Below are 20,728 nucleotides of genomic sequence, written 5' to 3'. Positions count from 1 at the left end.
CCGCGGGGGCGGGTAGGCGGGGGCGCTCAAAGTAAAATACTACATCCCCGAGGGCCTACCACCCCCCCTCCACACCGCCGGGGGGGGCGCCGGACGTGACGTCCGGCGCCCCCTCGGGCGATGTGCAGGGCTGGTGGAAGGCCCTCGGTCAGTTCTTCTTGTCCTTGCCGCCCCACGGCATCCCGGCCAGCGCGGCGATCACCACGAAGGCCCCGATCGGGAGCAGCACGTACAGGCCGAGGGTCTGGGCGACGCTCAGGCCGCTACCCGGGTCGTCGCCGTCGTCCCGGGTGAGGGCCATGGCGGGCGACGACAGCAGCATCATCAGCGTGACCGTTGCGGTGACCGCGCCGGCTCGCAAAGCGTTCCTCTTGTCCACGCTGCCCAACTTACCCGCCGCTTACCTCGCCGCGCTCGGCGGGGTCGCCCTTTCGGGCCGCCCTGACCTCGGGCCGGGGCCCCCGGTCCCCGCCGTCGGTACCGCCAGCACGTCGGCGAGCGCCCGGCCGGCCGGGACGGCGGCGAGCGCGTCCAGCGTCACCGGGTTCCCCGCGCCGTCGGCGACCGGCAGCCGCCAGTTCGGGTACTGGTCCCAGGTGCCCGGCAGGTTCTGCGGGCGCGGATCGCCCACCAGGTCCGGCAGCCAGACGCCGACCAGCTCCGCCGGCGTCGCCCGCAGGAACCGGTACAACGCCCGTGCGGACAGCGGCTCGCCCTCCGCCAGCAGACCGAGCCGCGCCAGTTCCGCCCGCCAGTCGGCCAGCTCGGCCGCCGCCTCCGCCTGCTCCTCGCCGAGCGAGCGGGCCAGCAGGCCCAGCCGGTGGCGCAGCTCGACGTGCTCCCCGGAGAGGCGGGCGGCCGTGCTCGGCAGGTCGTGGGTGGTCAGGGTGGCCAGGCTGCCCGGCCGCCAGCGCTCCGGGGGCAGGATCTCGCCCTTGGCCTGCCAGTCCCGCTCGAACCAGAGCACGGACGTCCCGAGGACGCCGCGCACCGCCAGCTCCTCGCGCACCCCCGGCTCGACCGTGCCCAGGTCCTCGCCGATCACCGCCGTCCCCGCCCGGTGCGCCTCCAGCGCCAGCACGCCGAGCATCGCCTCGGCGTCGTAGCGGACGTACGCGCCCTCCGTCGGCTCGTGGCCGCTCGGAACCCACCACAGCCGGAAGAGGCCCATCACGTGGTCGATCCGGATCGCCCCCGCGTGCCGGGCCGCCGAACGGAGCAGCTCCGCGTACGGGGCGTAGCCGGCCGCCGCCAGCGCGTCCGGCCGCCAGGGCGGCAGGCCCCAGTCCTGGCCGTGGGCGTTGAACGCGTCCGGCGGGGCACCGACCGAGATCCCGGTGGCGAGCACGTCCTGCAGGGCCCAGGCGTCCGCGCCGTCCGGGTGCGCGCCCACCGCGAGGTCGTGGATCAGGCCGACCGGCATGCCCGCGGTGCGGGCCGCCTGCTGGGCGTGGGCGAGCTGCTGGTCCACCTGCCAGGCCAGCCAGCGGTGGAACTCGACGCCCTCCTTGAGCTCCTCCGCCGCCAGCGTGACGTGCGGGCTGTCCGGGTGGCGCAGGCCCTTCGGCCAGGCGTGCCAGTCGGCGCCGTGCGCCTCGGCGAGGGCGTTCCACAGCGCGTACCGCTCCAGCCAGGTGCCCTCCCGGTGCTGGTACGCCCGGTACGCCGCCTCCCGCCCGGCCCCGCGCGGCACCTCGTACAGCAGCTCCAGGGCCCGGCGCTTCAGCGCCCACACGGCGTCCCGGTCGATCAGGCCGTCGTGGCCCAGCACCTCCTCGCGCAGCCGGGCGGCCCGGCGGCCCAGCTCCTCCGCCTCGGCGCGCTGCTCGCCCGTCAGGTAGGCGTACTCGGGGACCGCTTCGACCCGCAGGTGCACCGGGTCGGCGAAGCGGCGGGAGGACGGGCGGTAGGGGGACGGGTCGGAGGGGGTGGTGGGGAGGGCGGCGTGCAGGGGGTTGATCTGCGCGAACCCGGCACCGAGGCTCGCCGCCCACTGGGTGAGCTCGGCCAGATCGCCCAGGTCCCCCATGCCCCAGGAGCGTTCGGAGAGGACGGAGTACAGCTGCGCGAGGAAACCCCAGCTGCGGCCCGGGAGTCGGGGCAGCCGCTCCGGTGCCACGATCAGGTGGGCGCGCTCTTCCCGCTCGGCCGTCGCCGCCCGCAGCGCGTGCCGTCCCAGCGGCAGATCCGCCGGCAGCCAGTGCGAGTGCCCGCGCGGCAGCTCCCACACCCCGCCGTCCTCCAGGTCCACGGTGAGCTTCGCGTCCGCCGGCACGTCCAGCGCCGTCCGCCGCCCCTGCCGCACCACGACGCACGGCGGCAGCAACCGCCCCCGCTGCGCCACCCGGCGACGCTCCAACGCCTCCCGCACCGCCTCGGGCGTCCCGGCCTCCACCCCCAACGCGGCCAGCACCGCCACCAACGTCCGCGCCGAGGGCCGGTACGACGCGTCCACCCCGTACGCCTGCGCCAACGCCACCAGTTCGGCGGGCGGCGGCGGCGCATCCTGCGCGGGCACCTCCAGGCCCTCGGCCCCGTCACGATCGAGATAAGCGGCCACTCGCGGCTCCTGCGAAGTCTCGGCAACACCCGGTCAGAACAGCCACAGTCCTACCCGCGTGACGACCCGGTGACTCGCTGCGACACGACGGCGGGGCCCGCCGATGAGCGGGCCCCGCCGTTTCCTCCGCCCGGCCGGCCGGTCCGGCCGCTAGGCGTACGGACTGATCGAGAACTCCGGACGTTCGCTCGGGAAGTCGTCCGGGAAGAGGCCCAGCCGCACCTCGCCGGAGAGCAGCGCCAGCAACACGCCGGTGGAGGTCATGGGCAGCTGGGCGTAGCTCAGCCGGCCGGCCTCGACCGCGAGCGTCGGCCAGTCGTCCGGCTCGCCCACGGGCAGCCAGAACAGCAGGTCGGCGTTGTCGGTCACCGCCCACTGCACCAGGTCGTCCGTGGTCAGGCCGTGCTCCGCGAGCAGAGCCGGGAGCGTGGGCTCTGGATAGTCCCGCAGGAGCTGGCGGGTCTCGTCCGTCTGCCGGACCAAGTCCAGCCCGGGCCGGGCCGAGCCCTCCGCGTACACCCAGAGGAACTGGTCGAAGCAGCCCGGCCCGTAGGCGTCGATCAGCGCCCGGTGGCTCGGCGGGACCACGAAGTCCGCCGGACCCGTCGGCAGAACGGCGTTCCTCGGCCCCGATGCCGGGCAGAGGGCCAGCAGGCTCCGCAGCTCATTCACGGATGGACCTCCCAGGTTGGCCGGCGGCCGCAGCTCCGGTCGTGCCTGCGCCCGGTGGACCACCGGTCCGGGGCAGGGCGGCCGCCGTGACGGAGCGGTTTTCATCGTATGCGTCGAGGCATTTCGGGCTCTTGACCAGCTTGTGCTGCAGAGCCAGTGCGGCCTGCGGACCGGGCAAGGCCCTTGGCGGCGGCCGCAACCGCCTCGGCCGAAGGGATCGTCACCATCGACATGAGGGTGCCCACGGCGGCTGGCGGCCGTGGACGCGACGCTGCGCACCGCCCCGGACGCACCTGTCCAACACGTTGTTCCACCCCGGCTCCGGGCGCCGCCCGGACCTTCCGGGCCGGGACGCCGGCGACAACAACCGGCCGCGGCCGTACGACTGCCACGGGAGGGAGTCGCAGCAGTGGTACGGCAACCTGTCGCGCACGGCGGTGGTTCCGGCCCCGCCGACGTCTTGACCACGGTGGTCTGGACCGCGGTGCACCCGGGCCCGTTCGCGCCGATCGGCGGGAACGGGCCCGGGGCGTTTGGGGCGGAGGGCGGAACAGGTGATAAAACCGACAAAATCGTCATACCCGTCGGCGGCGTTGACACCGGCTGGGTCAACTGGTGGGCTTTGGCGCGTTGTGGTCACTGCCTGGCGAGGAGGCTCCTGTGCAAGCCCGAGTGTCCGTCGCGGCAGGGCGGCGGTTGCGGCAGCAGCTGGAGCAGAGCCCGGCGCTGCGGGAGGTGTTGCAGCACCCGGCGGCGCTGGCGGCGCGGCGGGCGACGGCGCGGACGTGCCGTCAGCTGGCGCCCCGGACGGCGGACCGGCTGATCGCCGACCTGAAGGGTACGGAGCCGCTGCTGGCGTCGGTCCGGGCCGAGCGTGCGCGCGCCGCGCGGCCGGGGGCGCCGAGCCGGCGGACGCTGCAGGTGGCCGCGACGCTGTCGGCGGCGGCCGTGGTCGGCGGGCTGCTGGTGAGCGGGCCGGGTGCGGCGTACGCGTACAGCCCGGGGCCGGACGTGGTGAGCACCGCGGCGCAGACGCCGCTGGGGAGCATGACCAACCCGCAGGTGTTCCCGCGGCCGCAGGAGCAGAGCGTGGCCGGGAAGCCGGTCGCGGTGCCGGCGGCGGTGACGCTGGTGACCGCGCCGAAGGCGGACCACGGCGCGGTGGACGCCGTCCGCGAGGTGATGGGCGTGGCCGGGGCGACCTCGGTGACGCCGCAGGCGGACGCCGGGACGCCGGCCGCCGGCTCGCTGGTGGTGTACGTCGGCGGGGCCGCCGAGGGCGCGGACGGCGACACGGACCGGGTGTTGCGGGAGCTGACCGTGGCCGCGGGCGGCAAGGAGAGTGCGGCGCCGTCCACGGCCGGGATGCCGGCCGGGGGGTACGTGCTGTCGGCGGGCCAGCTGCCGGCCCAGGGCGGCGGGACGTACGGCGTGGTGGTGCTGGCCGGGGCGGACGCGACGGGCACCTTCTACGCGGCGCAGTCGCTGCGCCAGCTGCTGGCGGCGGTGCCGGCCGGGCAGGGGCAGGCGCCGGGCGCGGCCGGGCTGGGATTCCCGGGGATCACGCTGCGCGACTGGCCGTCGGGCGCGCCGGTGCGCGGGACGGCGGAGGCGTTCTACGGCACCCCGTGGAGCGCGCAGCAGCGGCTGGCGCAGGTGGACTTCCTCGGCCGGTCGAAGCAGAACTTCTACCTGTACGCCCCGGGTGACGACCCGTACCGGCTCTCCCGCTGGCGGGACGGCTACCCGCAGGCGCGGGCCGAGGAGCTGAAGGCGCTGGCCGCCCGGGCCCGGCAGAACCACGTCACGCTCGGCTACGCGATCGATCCGGGGCAGTCGCTCTGCTACAGCTCGGCCAAGGACGCCGACGCGCTGGTCGCCAAGCTGGACGGGCTGCGCAAGCTCGGCTTCACCGCGTTCCAGCTGCAGTTCCTGGACGTCTCGTACGACGAGTGGCACTGCGGCGACGACCGGTCCAAGTACGGCACCGGGCCGGCCGCCGCGGCCAAGGCGCAGGCCGAGCTGGTCGCCAAGGTGCAGGACCGGCTGATCGCGAAGAACCCGGGGCTGGCGCCGCTCTCCGTGGTGCCGACCGAGTACCACCAGCAGGGCGCCACGCCGTACCGCAAGGCGCTGGCGGCGGCGCTGCCGCAGGGCGTGCAGGTGGCGTGGAGCGGCGTCGGGGTGATCCCGGAGAAGATCACGGGCGCTCAGGCCGCCGAGACGGCCGGCCTGTACGGGCGGCCGCTGGTCACGATGGACAACTACCCCGTCAACGACGCCAATCCGGACCGGCTCTTCCTCGGCGCCTACACCGGGCGGGACGCGGAGGTGGCCACCAAGTCGGCGGTCATGCTGACCGGCGCGATGCAGCAGCCGGTCGCCTCCCGGATCGCGCTGGCCACCGCCGGCGACTTCGCGTGGAACCCGGCCGGGTACAAGCCGGAGGAGTCCTGGCAGGCCGCGCTGCGGTCGCTGGCCGGTCCGACCGGCGCGACCAGCACGCCCGCGGGGGCGGCGCTGGCGGCCGTCACGGCGCTGGCCGGCAACAGCTCGTCCTCGCCGCTGTCCAAGCAGGAGTCCGGCTACCTGGCCCCGCTGCTGGAGCGGTTCTGGGCGACCGCCGAGCCGAACGCGGGGGCCGCGCCGGACCTCACCAAGCTGATAGAGGCGGCGGCCCCGCTGCGGGACGCCTTCGCCGCGATGGCGGGTGCGCAGCAGACGCTGGCCGCCACCCAGGCCACCGCCCCGCTGGCCGCCGAGGCCGGCCCGTGGCTGGCCCCGCTGCGCGACTACGGCCTGGCCGGCCAGGCCGCGCTGGACATGCTGCTGGCGCAGCGCGGCGGCGACGGCGCGGCCGCCTGGAAGGCCCGGGTGGAGCTGAACAAGCTGCGCGAGCAGCTGGGCCAGAGCCCGGCGACGGTCGGCGCCGGGGTGCTCGGCCCGTTCCTGGAGCGTGCCGTCCGGGCCGCCGACAACTGGGCCGGCGTGGTCGGCGGCGGGGTCACCCCGACGACCACCCTCGGCACCGCGCACGACCACCTGCCGGCGCTGATGACCGACGGCGTGGCGGACACCTTCTACTGGAGCTCGGCGCCCCCGCAGCCCGGCGACTCGGTCGGCCTGGACCTCGGCGGCGGCCGCCCGGTCGGCAGCGTCACCGTGCTGATGGGCTCGTGGGGCAGCGGTCCGGACGGCGGGAGCGCGCTGGACGACTACATCCGCGACGGCGTGCTGGAGTACTCCACCGGCGAGGGCGGCTGGAAGCAGCTGGCCGTGGTGAAGAACCAGAAGAACATCACCGCCCAGCTGCCGGCCGGCGCCGTCGTCCGCTCGGTGCGGCTGCGGGCCACCGCCGCGCAGAAGACGGCCGTGGCGGTGCGCGAGTTCTCCGTGACGGCGCCGGACGAGGCCCCGGCCAGTGTGACCGGCGGTCCGGCCGCCCTGCCCGGCGCCTCGGCCGCCGCCGTGCTGGACGGCAACCCGGACACCGCCTACCGGGCGGCCACCGCGCCGACCGCCGGCGACGAGCCGCTCACCGTCGAGCTGGGCGCGGCCCGTCCGCTGGACCGGCTGACCGTCCTCACCGACCCGAACGTGCGGGCCTCGGCCACCGTGGCGCTGCGGCGGGCGGACGGCACCTGGGTGGACATCGGCACCGTCCAGCCGGGCTACAACGAGCTGCCGGCCGGCGGCCAGACCGCGGACGCGTTCCGGCTGACCTGGAAGCCGGGCGGGGAGCCGCCGGTGGTCAACCAGGTGATCCCCTGGTACGCGGACGTCCCGGCGGCCCGGCTCAGCCTGGCCGACGCGAGGCTCGACGTGGTGACCGGCGGGGCCGCGCCGGTGCAGGCCCGCGCGCTGGTCGAGGCGGGCCGGCCGGAGGGCGTGACCGGCGACCTGCGCACCGAGGTGCCGGCCGTCGCCAAGGGCCTGACCGTGGCCCCGGTGTCCGGGGTGACCGTGCCGCGCGGCGGCCGGGTGGGCGTGCCGCTGCAGGTCAGCGCCACGCCGGAGACCCCGTCCGGCACGTACCAGGTGCCGGTGCTGTTCGTGGCCGGCTCGACCACCGTCCGGCAGGTGCTCCAGGTGCACGTGGTGCCGCCGACCGGCGGGCCGGACCTGGCCATCACCGCGCAGGCGCGGTCCTCGGCGGACGAGACCTCGTCGTTCCCCGCCTCGGCGGTGGCGGACGGCGATCCGAAGACCCGCTGGTCCTCGCCGGCGAAGGACGACGCCTGGGTGCAGCTGGAGCTGCCGCAGGCCGCCCACCTGGGGTCGGCGGTGCTGCACTGGCAGACCGCGTACGCCTCGGCGTACAAGGTGCAGACCTCGGCGGACGGCGTCAGCTGGACCACCGTGGCGACGGTGGACGACGGCAAGGGCGGCAACGAGACGGTGCGCTTCGACGCACCGGGGGCGAAGTACCTGCGGGTGCAGGGCGTGGCCCGGGCCACCAAGTACGGCTACTCGCTCTGGGGCGTCGAGCTGTACGCCGTCACCCCGGCGGCCCCGCCGGCCGGGCAGCCCGGCCAGCCGGCCGCCCCGGCGGCGCCCCCGGCCACCACGCCCGGTACGACCGCGAAGCCGTAGCGCCGCCCCGGGGCCGTAGCGCCGCCCGGAGGCCGCCGCACCGCCGCCGAGCCGCGGCACGGCCCGGGGGCCGTGGCAGCACCGCCGCCAAGCGGCGGGGGGGGCCGCGACACCCCTGGGGGTGGGGGGGGGCCCGTCGTGGTGGGGCTGGTTGTGCGGGCCGTTCGCCCCCCCGGGCGGCCGCCGCACGCCCGCCGCCCCGCGGCCCGGCCCGGGGGCGGTGGCCCCCCCCCCCCCAAGCGGCGGGCCGCCGCGCTCCCCGGTGGGGTGCGCGGCGGCCCATGAGGCGTACCGGATGTCTGAGGGCAAGCCCTTGTGGAGCGGGTCAGGCGGAGAGCGGTTCGGGCTGCTCGCCGCGGCGGACGGGGGCGGGGTGGGCGGCGTGCGCCCGGCCGAGCGGCACCGTGTGCCCGGCGTCGGTATGGTCGTGGTGCTCGTACTCGCCCCACTGCGGGGCGCGCAGCTGGTCGGCTCCGCCGTACGGCTCCAGGTAGGGGCGCCAGCGCGGATCCTTGATCCCGGTGCCGATGATGCGCCAGGCCAGGCCGCTCGGCGGGGCGGGCGGGCGCTTCATCCGCCAGCCGAGTTCGGTGAGGTGGCGGTCGGCCTTGGTGTGGTTGCAGCGGCGGCAGGCCGCCACCACGTTGTCCCACCGGTGCTGGCCGCCCCGGCTGCGCGGGATGACGTGGTCGACGCTGGTGGCGGCGGCCCCGCAGTAGACGCAACGGCCGTGGTCGCGGGCGAACAGCGCCCGGCGGGTGAGCGGGACGGGCCCGCAGAACGGGACCCGGACGAAGCGGGTCAGACGGACGACGGACGGCGCCGGAAGGGCGCTGGTGGCGCTGTGCAGAGTGACTCCCGAGTCCTCCAGGCTGACCGCCTTGTGATTGAGGACCAGGATGAGTGCGCGGCGCATCGATACGACGCCGAGTGGCTCGTAGGACGCGTTGAGGACCAGGACATGCGGCACGGATGCCTCCTTGGACGCCTGCGGCGCGTGGCTCGCGCCGGGACGAGCGGTTCGACCACGCAACGGGTGCGTGATCTCCCCCAGTGTCGCCTTACGCCGTTGTACGGCGCCACCACTCCTGTGTAACGGACCCGACATGAACACCAGGTGTGGCTTCTGTCATACCCGGTATGCCCTGGCGACGTACGGGTTGCACCCGGGTACCCCTCCGGGGGACGACGGCGGGGCGGCGCGGGGGGCGGGCGGGGGGCGGCTCGGCCGGTCGGAGCAGCCGGGGCGGCGGGCGGCGGCGGGGCCGGCCGGAACGTCTCCGGGCCTGGTCGGAGCCCGGTCACCGGGCCCGGTCACGGCCCCGGTGCAGGGGCGGACCGGGGGCGCGCCGGGGCGTTGACGGGGCGTCCGGGCGGTTCGTGCGCGCCCGGCGGCGGCTCCTGCCCGGCCGCCCGTCGGCTCCCCGGAGTGGCCGGCGGGCGGTTCGGCGGCCGATAGGCTAAGGCGGACGGTCCGCAGGCCAGGGGCATGCTTCCGCGGCGGCGGGCTGTGCCACGCCCCCTGCAAGGAAGGTCCCGCACGTGTTCCGGTCCGGTGCCGTCGGCCTGCTGGCCGACGAGTCCACGACGCTCACGACCACGACGGGTCCGGCCGGGTCGCCGGCCCCGGCCCCCAGCCCGACGGCCCCCGCGCTGCCGCAGCTCGACCTCAGGATCCCGACCAGCGCGCAGGAGGTCAGCGACACCACCAAGCAGGCGGCCAGCTGGTTCGACTCGCACTGGCAGGAGTGGCTGGCCAGCGGGGTGCGGATCGTCTTCATCATCGTGCTGGCGCTGGTGCTGCGGGCCGTGGTGCGCAAGCTGATCACCCAGCTGATAGCGCGGATGATCAAGCCGAGCGAGGACGCCGACGAGCCCGGCCGGCTGGGCGGGCTGCTCGCCAACACCGGGGTGGTCAACCCCGAGCGGCGGCAGCAGCGCTCGGAGGCCATCGGCTCGGTGCTGCGCAGCGTCGCGTCGTTCACCATCCTGGGCACGGCCGCGCTGATGGTGCTGTCGGCGCTCGGGGTGAACCTGGCGCCGCTGCTGGCGAGCGCCGGTGTCGCCGGTGTGGCGATCGGTTTCGGCGCCCGCAACCTGGTCACCGACTTCCTCTCCGGGGTCTTCATGATCATGGAGGACCAGTACGGCGTCGGTGACGAGATCGACACCGGGGTGGCCACCGGCACCGTGCTGGAGGTCGGCCTGCGGGTGACCAAGCTGCGCGGCGCGAACGGCGAGATCTGGTACATCCGCAACGGCGAGGTGAAGCGGATCGCCAACATGAGCCAGGGCTGGTCGACCGCCTCGGTGGACGTCCAGGTCGGCTACAAGGAGGACCTCGTCCGGGTGGAGGAGCTGATCCACGAGACGGCCGAGGCGATGGCCAAGGAGTCTCCGTTCGACGAGCTGGTCTGGGCGCCGATGTCGGTCCTGGGCGTGGAGTCGGTGGCGGCGGACTCGGTGGTGCTGCGGGTCGAGGCCCGGACGGCGCCGGGCAAGTCGCTGAGCGTGGCGCGGGCGCTGCGCCAGCGACTGAAGACCGCGTTCGACCTGGCCGGGATCAAGGTCAAGGAGGAGGTCGCGCCGGCCGGCGGTGCCGCGGGTACCGGGACGGCCGCGACCGCGGTGGTGCTGGCGAGCGCCTCGGCGCCGACCGACGCCGCGCCGCCGTCCGCGCTGGCCGACCCGGCCTCGCCGCGCTACCTGGCGACCGCGCCGATACCGGCGCCGGTCAAGCCGGCCGACGACGCCGGGGCCAAGTCACCCTGACCCCGTACGGCCCGCGCCGGCGCAACAGGGCCTGACCGCGCACGGCCCGTGACCGCGCGCAGCCCCCGACCGCGCGCAGCCCCCGACCGCGCGGCCGCGGCGCTCCGCCGCAGTGCTCCGCCGCGAAAACGGACGAAAGCCCCGCCTCCCGCACCCGTGGGAGGCGGGGCTTCGTGCTGCCCGGTAACGCTTCGGCATCCACGGGCGGAAGGACCATTGACACCCTCCTGACGGGGACCGTACGGTCCTGTCTCAAGCGACTGGAAAGTTTCCTAACAGTTCGCCCGAGGCCCACCCGGCTGCCGTCCGACCTGCGGGAAGAGGAGGATTCTTCGCGTGACCAAGACCACCGCCAAGGCCCCCCTCGCCGGCACCCCCAGCCTGCTGCGGGCCATCAACGACCGCGCCGCCCTCGAACTGCTGCTGGAGAACGGCCCGCTCTCCCGCACCCAGATCGGCACCCTGACCGGGCTCTCCAAGCCCACCGCCTCCCAGCTGCTGGCCCGCCTGGAGGCGGCCGGCCTGGTCCTGCCGGTCGGCACCACGGCCGGCGGCCCCGGCCCCAACGCGCAGCTGTACCAGGTGAATCCGGCCGCCGGTCACGTCGCCGGGCTGGACGTCACCAACAGCCTCGTCCGGGTCGCGGTCGCCGACATCACCGGCACCACACTGGCCGAGCACGTCGTCCCGACCAAGGGCTGGCCGGCCGCGGAGACCGTCCCCCGGATCGCCGCCGCCGTCGCCGAGGCCGTCCGGGCGGCCGGGCTCGCCGAGCACGGCCTGCACGACGTCACGATCGGCGTCGGCGGCGCCCCCGACCCCCTCACCGGCAAGCTCCGCTACGCCTCCCACCTGCCCGGCTGGCACTCACCCCGGCTGGTCGAGGAGCTGTCCGAGGCGATCGGCGCGCCGGTGTCGATCGAGAACGACGTGAACCTCGCCGCCGTCGCCGAGCAGGCCTCCGGCGCGGCGCGCGGGTTCGAGGACTTCGTCCTGCTCTGGGCCGGTGACGGCACCGGCGCCGCGATCGTGATCGCCGGGCGCCTGCACCGCGGCTTCACCGGCGGCGCCGGGGAGGTCGGCTACATGCCGGTGCCCGGGGCGCCGGTCGTGCGGGACGCGCGCCGCCGCAAGGCCGGCGGGTTCCAGGAACTCGTCGGCGCACCCGCCGTCCGGGCCCTGGCCCGCGAGCACGGGCTCGGCGCGCCCACGGCCGAGGAGTCGATCGCCAAGGCCCTGGAGACCCCGGGCGCCGGCGACGAGTTCCTCACCGCCCTGGCCGGCCGGCTCGCCGTCGGGCTGGCCGTCATCGTCGCCGTCGTCGACCCCCAGCTGGTGGTCGTCTCCGGTGACGTACCGACCGCGGGCGGCGAACGGCTGCGCGCGCTCGTCGAGGAGGAACTGGCCCGGATCTCCATGGCCCGGCCGGAAGTCCGCAGCAGCACCCTGCCCGGCTCGCCCGTCCTGACCGGCGCGCTGCAACGCGCCCTGGCCACCGCCCGCGAGGCGGTCTTCTCCACCCACTGACGCTCCCGCCGGCACCCCGAAACGCACCTGCACCCACCTCTCCCCCAACCCAGAACGCGGGACCAGAGGCAATGACGCCTGCCCGCGCACCCCCAGGAGGACCTCGAAGTGCACGCCACCACCTCCCGCAGAGGCCGCCGCACGCTGGCCGCCGTCACCGGCAGCGCCGTCCTGGCCCTGCTCGCCACCGCCTGCACCGGCACCAACGACGCCGGCGGCAACGACGACTCGGCCTCCGGCAAGGACGTCACCATCACCTTCTGGCACGGCTGGAGCCAGGACTCCGAGGTGAAGGCGATCAACGACAACATCGCCGCCTTCGAGAAGGCCCACCCCAACATCCACGTCAAGGCCGTCGGCAACATCGCCGACGACAAGGTCAACCAGGCCCTGCGGGCCGGCGGCGACGACGCCCCGGACGTGGTCTCCTCCTTCACCACCAACAACGTCGGCATGTTCTGCTCGACGAAGGCCTTCGCCGACCTCAAGCCCTTCCTGCAGAAGAGCGGGATCGACGCCGCGAAGACCTTCCCGGCCGCGATGCTCAACTACACGCAGTTCCAGGGCAACCAGTGCTCGCTGCCGCTGCTCGGCGACGCCTTCGGCCTCTACTACAACAAGAAGGCCTTCGCCGCGGCCGGCATCACCGCCCCGCCGAAGACCTTCAGCGAGTTCGCCGAGGCCGCCACCAAGCTGACCGTCGCCGAGGGCGACGGCTACAAGCAGCTCGGCTTCATGCCGCTCTACCACGGCTACGAGTCCACCACCGAGCACTTCCTCGGCCAGTACGGACCGGGCTACTTCGACGGGTCCGGCAAGTCGACCGTCGCCTCCGACCCCAAGGTCGCCGCGATGCTCACCTGGCAGAAGGGCCTGGTCGACAAGCTCGGCGGCTACGACAAGCTGGAGAAGTACCGCGCCACCTTCGGCGAGGAGTTCAGCGCCAAGAACCCCTTCCACACCGGCCAGGTCGCGATGGCCATCGACGGCGAGTGGCGCACCGCCTCGCTCGCCGAGAACAAGCCCGACTTCGAGTGGGCCACCGCGCCGTTCCCCGTCCCGGACGACCAGGCCGCCACCTACGGCCGCGGCTACCAGACCGGCACCATCGTCGGCATCGCCAGCAGCAGCAAGAAGCAGTCCGCCGCCTGGGAGCTGGTCAAGTACCTGACCACCGACACCGACGCGGTCGTCTCCTTCGCCAACGCGATCCACAACGTGCCGAGCACCTTCGCCGCGCTCGACTCGCCGAAGCTGATCAGCGACCCGAACTTCAAGACCTTCCTGGACATCGCCAAAAACCCGAACTCCGGCACCACCCCGGCGAGCGTCAACGGCGGCGGCTACATCGTGTCGCTGCAGAACCTCGGCTACGACCACGAATCCGGCAAGCAGGCCGATCTCGCGGCCGGCCTCGCCGCCACCGCCAAGGAGATCGACGCCGCCATCGCCCAGGCGAAGTAGCGGAAACGGTCCACGGAGCTCCCATGTCACTCGCGTCCGCCACCCGCACGGGCACCGGAGCGGCCGGCCCGGCGGCGCCCTCCACGCAGCACCTGCTGCGCCGGAAGCGCCGCCGGGAGGCGGCCCGCACCCTCGCCTTCCTCTCCCCCTGGCTGATCGGCTTCGGCGTCTTCTTCCTCTACCCGCTGGTCTCCACCGCCTACTTCTCCTTCACGAAGTACAACGGCTTCGGCGCCCCCACCTTCAACGGCCTGAAGAACTGGGCCTACGTCTTCGACGGCTACCCGTCCTTCTGGCAGGGCCTGCGCAACACCCTGTGGCTGGTCGTCGTCATGGTGGGCCTGCGGGTGGCGTTCGGCCTCGGCATCGGGCTGCTGATCACCAGGGTCAGGACCGGCGTCGGGTTCTTCCGCACCGCGTTCTACCTGCCGTACCTGGCACCGCCGGTGGCCGCCACCGTCGCCTTCGCCTTCCTGCTCAACCCCGGCACCGGCCCGGTCAACCACCTCCTCGGCGAACTCGGGCTGCCCCAGCCCGGCTGGTTCGCCGACCCGGACTGGTCCAAGCCCGCGCTCACCATGCTCGCCATGTGGGGCGTCGGCGACCTGATGGTCATCTTCATGGCGTCCCTGCTGGACGTCCCCAAGGAGCAGTACGAGGCCGCGGAACTCGACGGCGCCGGCCCGTTCCAGCGGTTCCGGTACGTCACCCTGCCGAACATCTCCCCGATCATCATGTTCGCCGTGGTCACCGGGGTCATCCAGACCATGCAGTACTACACGCAGGCGATCGTCGCCGGGAAGGTCGCCGGCGGCATCGCGGGCAACTCCGGGCAGCAGTTCGAGCCCGGCTTCCCGCAGGGCTCCACCTGGACCCTGCCGCAGATGGTCTACAACCTCGGCTTCCAGCGCTTCGACTACGGCGCGGCGTGCGTCGTCGCCCTGGTGCTGTTCGCCATCTCGATGGCCGTCACCTCGATCCTGCTCCGCCGCAGGTCCGGCTTCCTGGCGAACGACGACTAGCGGCCCAGTGAGGACACGATCATGACTCTCAGCTCCACCCTCACCGCCGACGCGCCCGCGAAGGGACCCGTCCCCGGCACCTCCACCGGCGCCGCCCGCGCCGCCCGCCGCCGGGCCGTCCTCAACTGGGTGGCCGTGCACTCGCTGGCCGTCGCCGCCGCCCTCTTCTTCCTGCTGCCGTTCGTCTTCGCCTTCCTCACCTCGGTGATGAACGACAGCCAGGCGCTCACCACCGACTACTGGCCCACCTCGTGGGAGTGGGGCAACTACGCCGCGGTCTGGCGGACGCCCGGCTTCCTCACCTGGTGGCGCAACACCCTGCTGTACGCCGGCCTCGGCACCCTGCTGACCGTCGTCTCCAGCCTCCCGGTGGCCTACGCGCTCGCCAAGTTCCGCTTCCGCGGCCGCAACCTGGCCCTGATGGCGGTCATCGCCATGATGATGCTGCCGCCGCAGGTCACCGTCATCCCGATGTACCTGTTCTGGGCCAAGCAGCTCGGCCTCGGCGGCTCGCTCTGGCCGCTGATCATCCCGATGGCCTTCGGCGACGCCTTCTCGATCTTCCTGCTGCGCCAGTTCCTGCTGACCATCCCCAGGGAGTACCTCGAGGCGGCCCGGATCGACGGCTGCGGCGACCTGCGCACCCTGCTCAGGGTGGTGCTGCCGATGGCCAAGCCGGCCATCGCCGCCGTCGCGCTGTTCCAGTTCTTCTACTGCTGGAACGACTACTTCGGCCCGCAGATCTACGCCAGCAACAACCCCGGCGCCTGGACCCTCTCGTACGGCCTGGAGTCGTTCAAGGGCGCCCACCACACCAACTGGAACCTCACCATGGCCGCCACCCTGCTGGTGATGGCGCCGGTGATCGTCCTCTTCTTCTTCGCGCAGAGAGCCTTCATCGAAGGCGTGACACTGACAGGGGTCAAGGGCTGATGTCCTCACTCAAGCTGGCCATCGTCGGCGGCGGTTCGACCTACACCCCCGAGCTGATCGACGGCTTCGCCCGGCTGCGGGACACCCTGCCGATCGCCGAGCTGGTGCTCGTCGACCCGGCCGCCGACCGGCTGGAGCTGATCGGCGGCCTGGCCAGGCGGATCTTCGCCAAGCAGGGGCACGGCGCCGTGGTGACCACCACCACCGACGTCGAGGCGGGCGTCGCCGACGCCGACGCGGTGCTGCTGCAACTGCGGGTCGGCGGACAGGCCGCCCGCGACCGGGACGAGACCTGGCCGCTGGAATGCGGCTGCGTCGGCCAGGAGACCACCGGCGCCGGCGGCCTCGCCAAGGCGCTGCGCACCGTCCCCGTGGTGCTGGACATCGCCGAGAAGGTCCGCCGGACCAACCCCGAGGCCTGGATCGTCGACTTCACCAACCCCGTCGGCATCGTCACCCGCGCCCTGCGGAACGCCGGCCACAAGGCCGTCGGCCTGTGCAACGTCGCGATCGGCTTCCAACGGCGGTTCGCCGGGCACCTCGGCGTCGACCCGGAGCTGATCCGGCTCGACCACGTCGGCCTCAACCACCTCACCTGGGAGCGCGGGGTCACCCTGCTCGACGCGCCCGGCGCGACCACCGGGCGGGAGGTGCTGCCCGAGCTGCTGGGCTCGTTCGGCAAGGAGATCGCCGAGGACCTGCGCCTGCCGCAGCGGGTGATCGAGCACCTCGGCGTCGTCCCCTCCTACTACCTGCGCTACTTCTACCAGCACGACGTCGTGGTGGAGGAGCTCCGGGCCAAGGGCTCGCGGGCCGCCGAGGTCGCCGAGATCGAACGGCAGCTGCTCGCGATGTACGCCGACCCGGCGCTCGACACCAAGCCGGAGCTGCTCGGCAAGCGCGGCGGCGCGTTCTACTCCGAGGCGGCGGTGCAGCTCATCGCCGCGCTGCTGGGGACCGGCGGCGGCACGTCCGTGCAGGTCGTCAACACCCGCAACCACGGCGTGCTGCCGTTCCTGCCGGACGACGCCGTCATCGAGGTGCCGGCCGAGGTCGACGCGGCGGGCGTGCGCCCGCTGCCGCAGCGCCCCGTCGAACCGCTCTACGCCGGGCTGATCGCGAACGTCACCGCGTACGAGCACCTGGCCCTGGACGCCGCCCTGCGCGGCGGCCGCGCCCGCGTCTTCGACGCCCTGCTCGCCCACCCGCTGGTCGGCCAGATCGAACTCGCCGACCGGCTCACGGACCGGCTGCTCGCCCACAACCGCGAGCACCTCGCCTGGGCCTGACCCGCCCGGCCGCCCGGTCCGCGCCCCGCCCGCCGAGCCGCGAGGGGCGCGGACCGGGCCGCGAGGAGACCGACCACCCCCGGCCGGGGACCACGGCCGGGCCACGTACGAGCGCGGGGACCAGATGACCCACCAGCCCGAACCACTCCTGCCCGGCGTACTCGCCATCGACGCGGGCAACTCCAAGACCGACGTCGCCCTGGTCGGCGCCGACGGCACCGTCCACGGCACCGCCCGCGGCGGCGGCTTCGCCCCGCAGAAGATCGGCGGCGCGGCGGCCGTCGCCGGGCTCGCCCCGCTGGTCGAGGAGGCCGTCGCCGCCGCCGGCCTCTCCTTCCACAGCGGTGTGCTGACCAGCCACGTCAGCGCCTGCCTCGCCAACGCCGACCTCCCGGTGGAGGAGGAGGCCCTGCGCGCCGCCCTGGAGTCCCACCCGTGGGGCGTCAGCAACACCGTCGTCAACGACACCTTCGGCCTGCTCCGGGCCGGCACCGACGGCCCGCGCGGCGTCGCCGTCGTCTGCGGCGCCGGCATCAACTGCGTCGGCCTGCTCCCCGACGGCCGCACCGCGCGCTTCCCCGCCCTCGGCGAGCTCACCGGCGACTGGGGCGGCGGCAGCGGGCTCGCCGTCAACAGCATGTGGCACGCCGTCCGGGCGGAGGACGGCCGCGGCGGACCGACCGCGCTCGCCGGGGCCATCGCCGAGCACTTCGGCCTCCCCAGCACCGGCGCCGTCGCCGAGGCCGTCCACCTCGGGCAGCTGCCGTTCGCCCGGCTGCACGAGATCGTCCGGGTGCTGTTCACCGTCGCCGAGGCCGGGGACGAGGTCGCCCTGGAGCTGATCGACCGGCAGGCCGACGAGATCACCCGGCTCGCCGTCGTCGCGCTCCGACGGCTGCAGCTGCTGGACTCGCCGACCCCCGTGGTGCTGGGCGGCGGCGTGCTCGCCTCCCGGCAGCCGCTGCTGCTCGACAACCTGACGGCCCGGCTGGCCGCCGCGGCGCCGCTGGCGGAGCCGCGGGTCGTCGTCGCGCCGCCGGTGCTGGGCGCCGCCCTGCTGGGCCTCGACCACCTCGGCGCCGGCCCGGCCGCACAGGCCCGGCTCCGGGAGGCCTACGACCCGGCGCGCCGCGTGGCGGCGTAGCACCCCGCCTCCGTTCCCGCCGGGTCCGCACGCCCGGCGGGAACGGGAACCGGTGGTGGCGGGGGCCGTCGCCGCGCCCCGCCCCTCGGTCGTTCCGCCCCTCGGTCGTGCTACCCCTCGCTCGTCCAGCCCCGGGCCGTCCGCCAGGTGGGCGCGTCTGCCGAATCCCGGGTTCCTCTGCTGAGCTGCCCGGCATGGACGACTCACAGGGCGACCGGCGGCGTTGGCTGGTCCTCGCCGTCGGGATGTTCGCGATGACCTCCGGGTGCGCGTTCCAGTTCGGGCTGCCGTACCTCATCCCGGCGTTGCGGGACGAGGGGCTGTCGCTCTCCCGGGCCGGGATGCTGGCCGCCTGCCCGACCGTCGGGCTGGTGCTGACGCTCACCGCGTGGGGGGCCGCGGCCGACCGGTGGGGCGAGCGGTGGGTGCTGGCGTCCGGGCTGGGCATCGGCGGCCTGGTGCTGCTCGGGGCGACGGCGGTGCGGGGGACGGTCGCGCTCGGCGCGTGCTTCCTGCTGGCCGGCGCGGCCGGGGCGTCGGCGCACGCCTCCAGCGGGCGGCTGATCCTCGGCTGGTTCCCGGCGGAGCAGCGCGGGCTGGCGATGGGGCTGCGGCAGACCTCGCTGCCGCTGGGGGTCGCGGTGGCCGCACTGCTGCTGCCGCCGCTGGCCGGGCAGGGGCGGGGGACGGCGCTGGCGGTGCTGGGCGGGCTGAGCGTGGCGGCGGCGCTGCTGGTGGTGGGCGCCGTCCGGGATCCGGCGCGGGCCGGCGCCGGGACCGGCGAACGGGCCGGGAACCCCTACCGGACACCGGTGTTGTGGCGGCTGCACGGCGCGGCGACGCTGCTGGTGGTGCCGCAGTTCACGGTGTCGGTGTTCGCGCTGGTCTTCCTGGTGGACGAGCGCGGCTGGTCGCCGTCGGCGGCCGGACCGGTGCTGGCCTGCGTCCAGGTGGCCGGAGCGGGCGCGCGGTTGGCGGCCGGGCGGTGGTCGGACGTGGCCGGCAGCCGGGTCGGCCCGATGCGGCGGCTGGCCTGGACGGCGTCCGGGGTGCTGGCGGTCCTGGCGGCCGGCGCGTTCGCCGGCTCGGGGCTGGCGGTCGCGGCGCTGCTGGCGGCGGGCGTGCTGACGGTGTCCACCAACGGCCTGTCGTTCACGGCCGTCGCCGAGTACGCGGGTCCCGCCTGGGCCGGCCGGGCGCTCGGCGTGCACACCACGGTCCAGAACGCCGTCGCCGCCTGCGTCGGGCCGACGGCCGGCGCCCTGATCGCCACCGCCGGCTTCGGCTGGGCATACGCGGCCGCGGTCACCTTCCCCCTGGCAGCGGCCGCGGTGGTACCCACGCCGCACGAGAAGTCGGCCGGGCCGACTTCTGGTGTGGGGCGGGGTTGACCTCAAGCGTGCTTCAGGTTGTCTGATGGGGCTCGGCGGCGGCGCGTCGGTGTCGCCGTGGGAGTCGAGGAGGGTGCGCTCGTGGGTGACGTCCTGGTGGTGGGCGAGGTTTCGGCGGAGGTGCGGGCGGCGGTGACCGGGGTGGTGGCGGAGCTGGAGCAGGCGTTCAACGCGAAGGACCCGGTGGCGCTGGGCGAGCGGTTCGCCGAGGAGGCGTCCTGGACCAACGCGGTGGGCCGGCGGCTGGACGGCCGGGCGGCGATCACCGAGTCCAGCGCGCCGGCGATGCGGGGGTTCCTGCGCGACTCGTTCGCCCGGTACGAGGTGGTCAAGTTGTTGGAGATCGCGCCCGGGGTGATCGCGGTGAACGTCCGGCAGACGCCCACCGACGCGCAGGGCACACCCGTCGAGGGCCCGCACGGCGCGGCGCTGTACGTCGTCGCCCGGCGGGCGGACGGCTGGCGGATCGTGGCCGGCCAGAACAACGCGATCGACGAACCGTCCGCCGGGTGACGGGAGGCGGCCCCCGTCACGTCCAGGGGCGCTGGCCCGGCTCGCAGTGGTAGCAGCGGGCCACCAGGCCGTCGTGGTTGTACCACTCGTGGTCGCCGCAGTCCCGGCGGCCCTTGCGGGCGACGCCCCGGTCGACGAGGAACCACGGCAGGTGGGCGCGCAGCCGGGTGCGCAGGCGGTAACGGCCTGTTCGATTCATGGCGTGAGGTCGGTCTCTCGGTCGCTCAGGTGAGGCGGCGGGCCAGGGCCGGGGGGAGGGGGTAGGGGCGCTCGGGCGGGAGGAGGCGCTGGGCCTCGGCGGGGCGGCCGGCGCGGAGCAGCGCGGCGATCCTGCGGACCTGCGGGGTGAGGTCGGTGATCCCGGTGATCCACTCCTCCGCGTAGCCGCGGATCAGCGAGCGGCCGATGCCGACCTGGATGCTGTACTGGTTGAGCGCGGCGCCCCGCAGCGATCGTTCCGGGTCCCACTGGACGTGCACCTCGGCGCGGGCGACGGCGGCCGGGTCGGCGGTGGTGAGCACGGCGCGGGAGAGCGCCTCCTCCCAGCCCGCGCGGGTGATCCGGACGGCGAGGACGCGCTCCTGGCCAGGCTTCTGCGCCCAGTTGCTGCGGTGCATGAGCCAGCGGAAGGACGGCTTGATCCACGTCATCCGCCCGAACGAGAACGGCGGCACGAAGCGGCCCGCCGCCACCGCCGGGTCCGCCACCGCCGGGGCGTACGCCTGGTAGACGACGATGGTCCCGGCGTCGTGGTCGGCCCGGATCTCGCGCAGGCCCGCGCCCTTCTGCTGGTGCCGCATGGTCCGCCACCCTGCCGTGCGGCGTGCGCCGGCACAACCGGATTACGT

Annotated in this window: 16 protein-coding genes; 10 read left to right on the top strand and 6 right to left on the bottom strand. The window is 74.7% G+C overall.

Going from position 1 to position 20,728, the window contains the following annotated elements; all coding sequences use genetic code 11:
* Positions 1-148: 148 nt before the first annotated feature.
* The 3 genes from ACFVHB_RS23545 to ACFVHB_RS23535 all read right to left on the bottom strand — a co-directional run bounded on the left by ACFVHB_RS23545 (position 149) and on the right by ACFVHB_RS23535 (position 3,232).
* The gene (locus tag ACFVHB_RS23545; RefSeq protein ID WP_380325566.1) at positions 149-388 is read right to left on the bottom strand and encodes a hypothetical protein; all 240 of its coding nucleotides are present in this window, start codon (positions 386-388) and stop codon (positions 149-151) included.
* Positions 389-400: 12 nt separating this feature from the next.
* Positions 401-2,524 carry a 4-alpha-glucanotransferase gene (malQ, locus tag ACFVHB_RS23540; RefSeq protein ID WP_380325583.1) on the bottom strand — a complete coding sequence of 708 codons (2,124 nt, stop codon included), beginning with the start codon at positions 2,522-2,524 and terminating at the stop codon, positions 401-403.
* 186 nt (positions 2,525-2,710) lie between these two features.
* Positions 2,711-3,232 (bottom strand): hypothetical protein, encoded by a 522-nt coding sequence (locus ACFVHB_RS23535; protein ID WP_380325563.1) that lies wholly within the window; start codon positions 3,230-3,232, stop codon positions 2,711-2,713.
* Between the two features lie 660 nt (positions 3,233-3,892).
* On the opposite strand from ACFVHB_RS23535, the gene ACFVHB_RS23530 reads away from it, so the two are divergent.
* On the top strand, positions 3,893-7,825 hold the full coding sequence (locus ACFVHB_RS23530; protein ID WP_380325560.1) for a beta-N-acetylglucosaminidase domain-containing protein: 3,933 nt from the start codon (positions 3,893-3,895) through the stop codon (positions 7,823-7,825).
* Positions 7,826-8,150: 325 nt separating this feature from the next.
* Here ACFVHB_RS23530 and ACFVHB_RS23525 read toward each other — a convergent pair whose 3' ends face one another.
* Complete coding sequence (locus ACFVHB_RS23525; protein WP_380325557.1) at positions 8,151-8,795, bottom strand: HNH endonuclease; 645 nt, start codon at positions 8,793-8,795, stop codon at positions 8,151-8,153.
* A gap of 683 nt (positions 8,796-9,478) precedes the next feature.
* On the opposite strand from ACFVHB_RS23525, the gene ACFVHB_RS23520 reads away from it, so the two are divergent.
* The 9 genes from ACFVHB_RS23520 to ACFVHB_RS23480 all read left to right on the top strand — a co-directional run bounded on the left by ACFVHB_RS23520 (position 9,479) and on the right by ACFVHB_RS23480 (position 19,880).
* Positions 9,479-10,597 (top strand): mechanosensitive ion channel family protein, encoded by a 1,119-nt coding sequence (locus tag ACFVHB_RS23520; protein WP_380325581.1) that lies wholly within the window; start codon positions 9,479-9,481, stop codon positions 10,595-10,597.
* A gap of 336 nt (positions 10,598-10,933) precedes the next feature.
* The gene (locus ACFVHB_RS23515; RefSeq protein ID WP_380325554.1) at positions 10,934-12,124 is read left to right on the top strand and encodes an ROK family transcriptional regulator; all 1,191 of its coding nucleotides are present in this window, start codon (positions 10,934-10,936) and stop codon (positions 12,122-12,124) included.
* 108 nt (positions 12,125-12,232) lie between these two features.
* Positions 12,233-13,588, top strand: coding sequence for an ABC transporter substrate-binding protein (locus ACFVHB_RS23510; protein ID WP_380325551.1), 1,356 nt, complete (start codon positions 12,233-12,235; stop codon positions 13,586-13,588).
* Between the two features lie 23 nt (positions 13,589-13,611).
* The gene (locus ACFVHB_RS23505; protein WP_380325548.1) at positions 13,612-14,610 is read left to right on the top strand and encodes a carbohydrate ABC transporter permease; all 999 of its coding nucleotides are present in this window, start codon (positions 13,612-13,614) and stop codon (positions 14,608-14,610) included.
* Positions 14,611-14,631: 21 nt separating this feature from the next.
* Entirely contained in the window at positions 14,632-15,543 is a 912-nt protein-coding gene (locus tag ACFVHB_RS23500; protein ID WP_380325545.1) for a carbohydrate ABC transporter permease, read from the top strand.
* The gene (locus ACFVHB_RS23495; protein ID WP_380325542.1) at positions 15,543-16,832 is read left to right on the top strand and encodes a 6-phospho-beta-glucosidase; all 1,290 of its coding nucleotides are present in this window, start codon (positions 15,543-15,545) and stop codon (positions 16,830-16,832) included. Before ACFVHB_RS23500 ends, ACFVHB_RS23495 begins: the two co-directional genes overlap by 1 nt.
* Before the next feature lie 124 nt (positions 16,833-16,956).
* Entirely contained in the window at positions 16,957-17,976 is a 1,020-nt protein-coding gene (locus tag ACFVHB_RS23490; RefSeq protein ID WP_380325539.1) for an N-acetylglucosamine kinase, read from the top strand.
* A gap of 194 nt (positions 17,977-18,170) precedes the next feature.
* Entirely contained in the window at positions 18,171-19,367 is a 1,197-nt protein-coding gene (locus ACFVHB_RS23485) for an MFS transporter (protein WP_380325536.1), read from the top strand.
* Positions 19,368-19,448: 81 nt separating this feature from the next.
* Entirely contained in the window at positions 19,449-19,880 is a 432-nt protein-coding gene (locus ACFVHB_RS23480; protein ID WP_380325533.1) for an SgcJ/EcaC family oxidoreductase, read from the top strand.
* Positions 19,881-19,896: 16 nt separating this feature from the next.
* On the opposite strand, the gene ACFVHB_RS23475 is transcribed toward ACFVHB_RS23480, so the two are convergent.
* The gene (locus tag ACFVHB_RS23475; RefSeq protein WP_380325530.1) at positions 19,897-20,079 is read right to left on the bottom strand and encodes a hypothetical protein; all 183 of its coding nucleotides are present in this window, start codon (positions 20,077-20,079) and stop codon (positions 19,897-19,899) included.
* Between the two features lie 25 nt (positions 20,080-20,104).
* A complete protein-coding gene (locus tag ACFVHB_RS23470) occupies positions 20,105-20,680 on the bottom strand; it encodes a DUF4291 domain-containing protein (RefSeq protein ID WP_380325527.1) in 576 nt (191 codons plus the stop codon).
* Positions 20,681-20,728: the final 48 nt, after the last annotated feature.

Origin of the sequence: Kitasatospora sp. NPDC127111 (genome assembly GCF_042677465.1) — a bacterium.
Lineage (GTDB): Bacteria > Actinomycetota > Actinomycetes > Streptomycetales > Streptomycetaceae > Kitasatospora.
This window is presented reverse-complemented; position numbering and strand designations above follow the sequence as displayed.

Coding starts and splice junctions, on each gene's coding strand:
- ACFVHB_RS23495 (WP_380325542.1), top strand. CDS start 15,543: ATGTCCTCACTCAAGCTGGCCATCGTCGGCGGCGGTTCGACCTACACC.
- ACFVHB_RS23500 (WP_380325545.1), top strand. CDS start 14,632: ATGACTCTCAGCTCCACCCTCACCGCCGACGCGCCCGCGAAGGGACCC.
- ACFVHB_RS23505 (WP_380325548.1), top strand. CDS start 13,612: ATGTCACTCGCGTCCGCCACCCGCACGGGCACCGGAGCGGCCGGCCCG.
- ACFVHB_RS23470 (WP_380325527.1), bottom strand. CDS start 20,680: ATGCGGCACCAGCAGAAGGGCGCGGGCCTGCGCGAGATCCGGGCCGAC.
- ACFVHB_RS23485 (WP_380325536.1), top strand. CDS start 18,171: ATGGACGACTCACAGGGCGACCGGCGGCGTTGGCTGGTCCTCGCCGTC.
- ACFVHB_RS23475 (WP_380325530.1), bottom strand. CDS start 20,079: ATGAATCGAACAGGCCGTTACCGCCTGCGCACCCGGCTGCGCGCCCAC.
- ACFVHB_RS23490 (WP_380325539.1), top strand. CDS start 16,957: ATGACCCACCAGCCCGAACCACTCCTGCCCGGCGTACTCGCCATCGAC.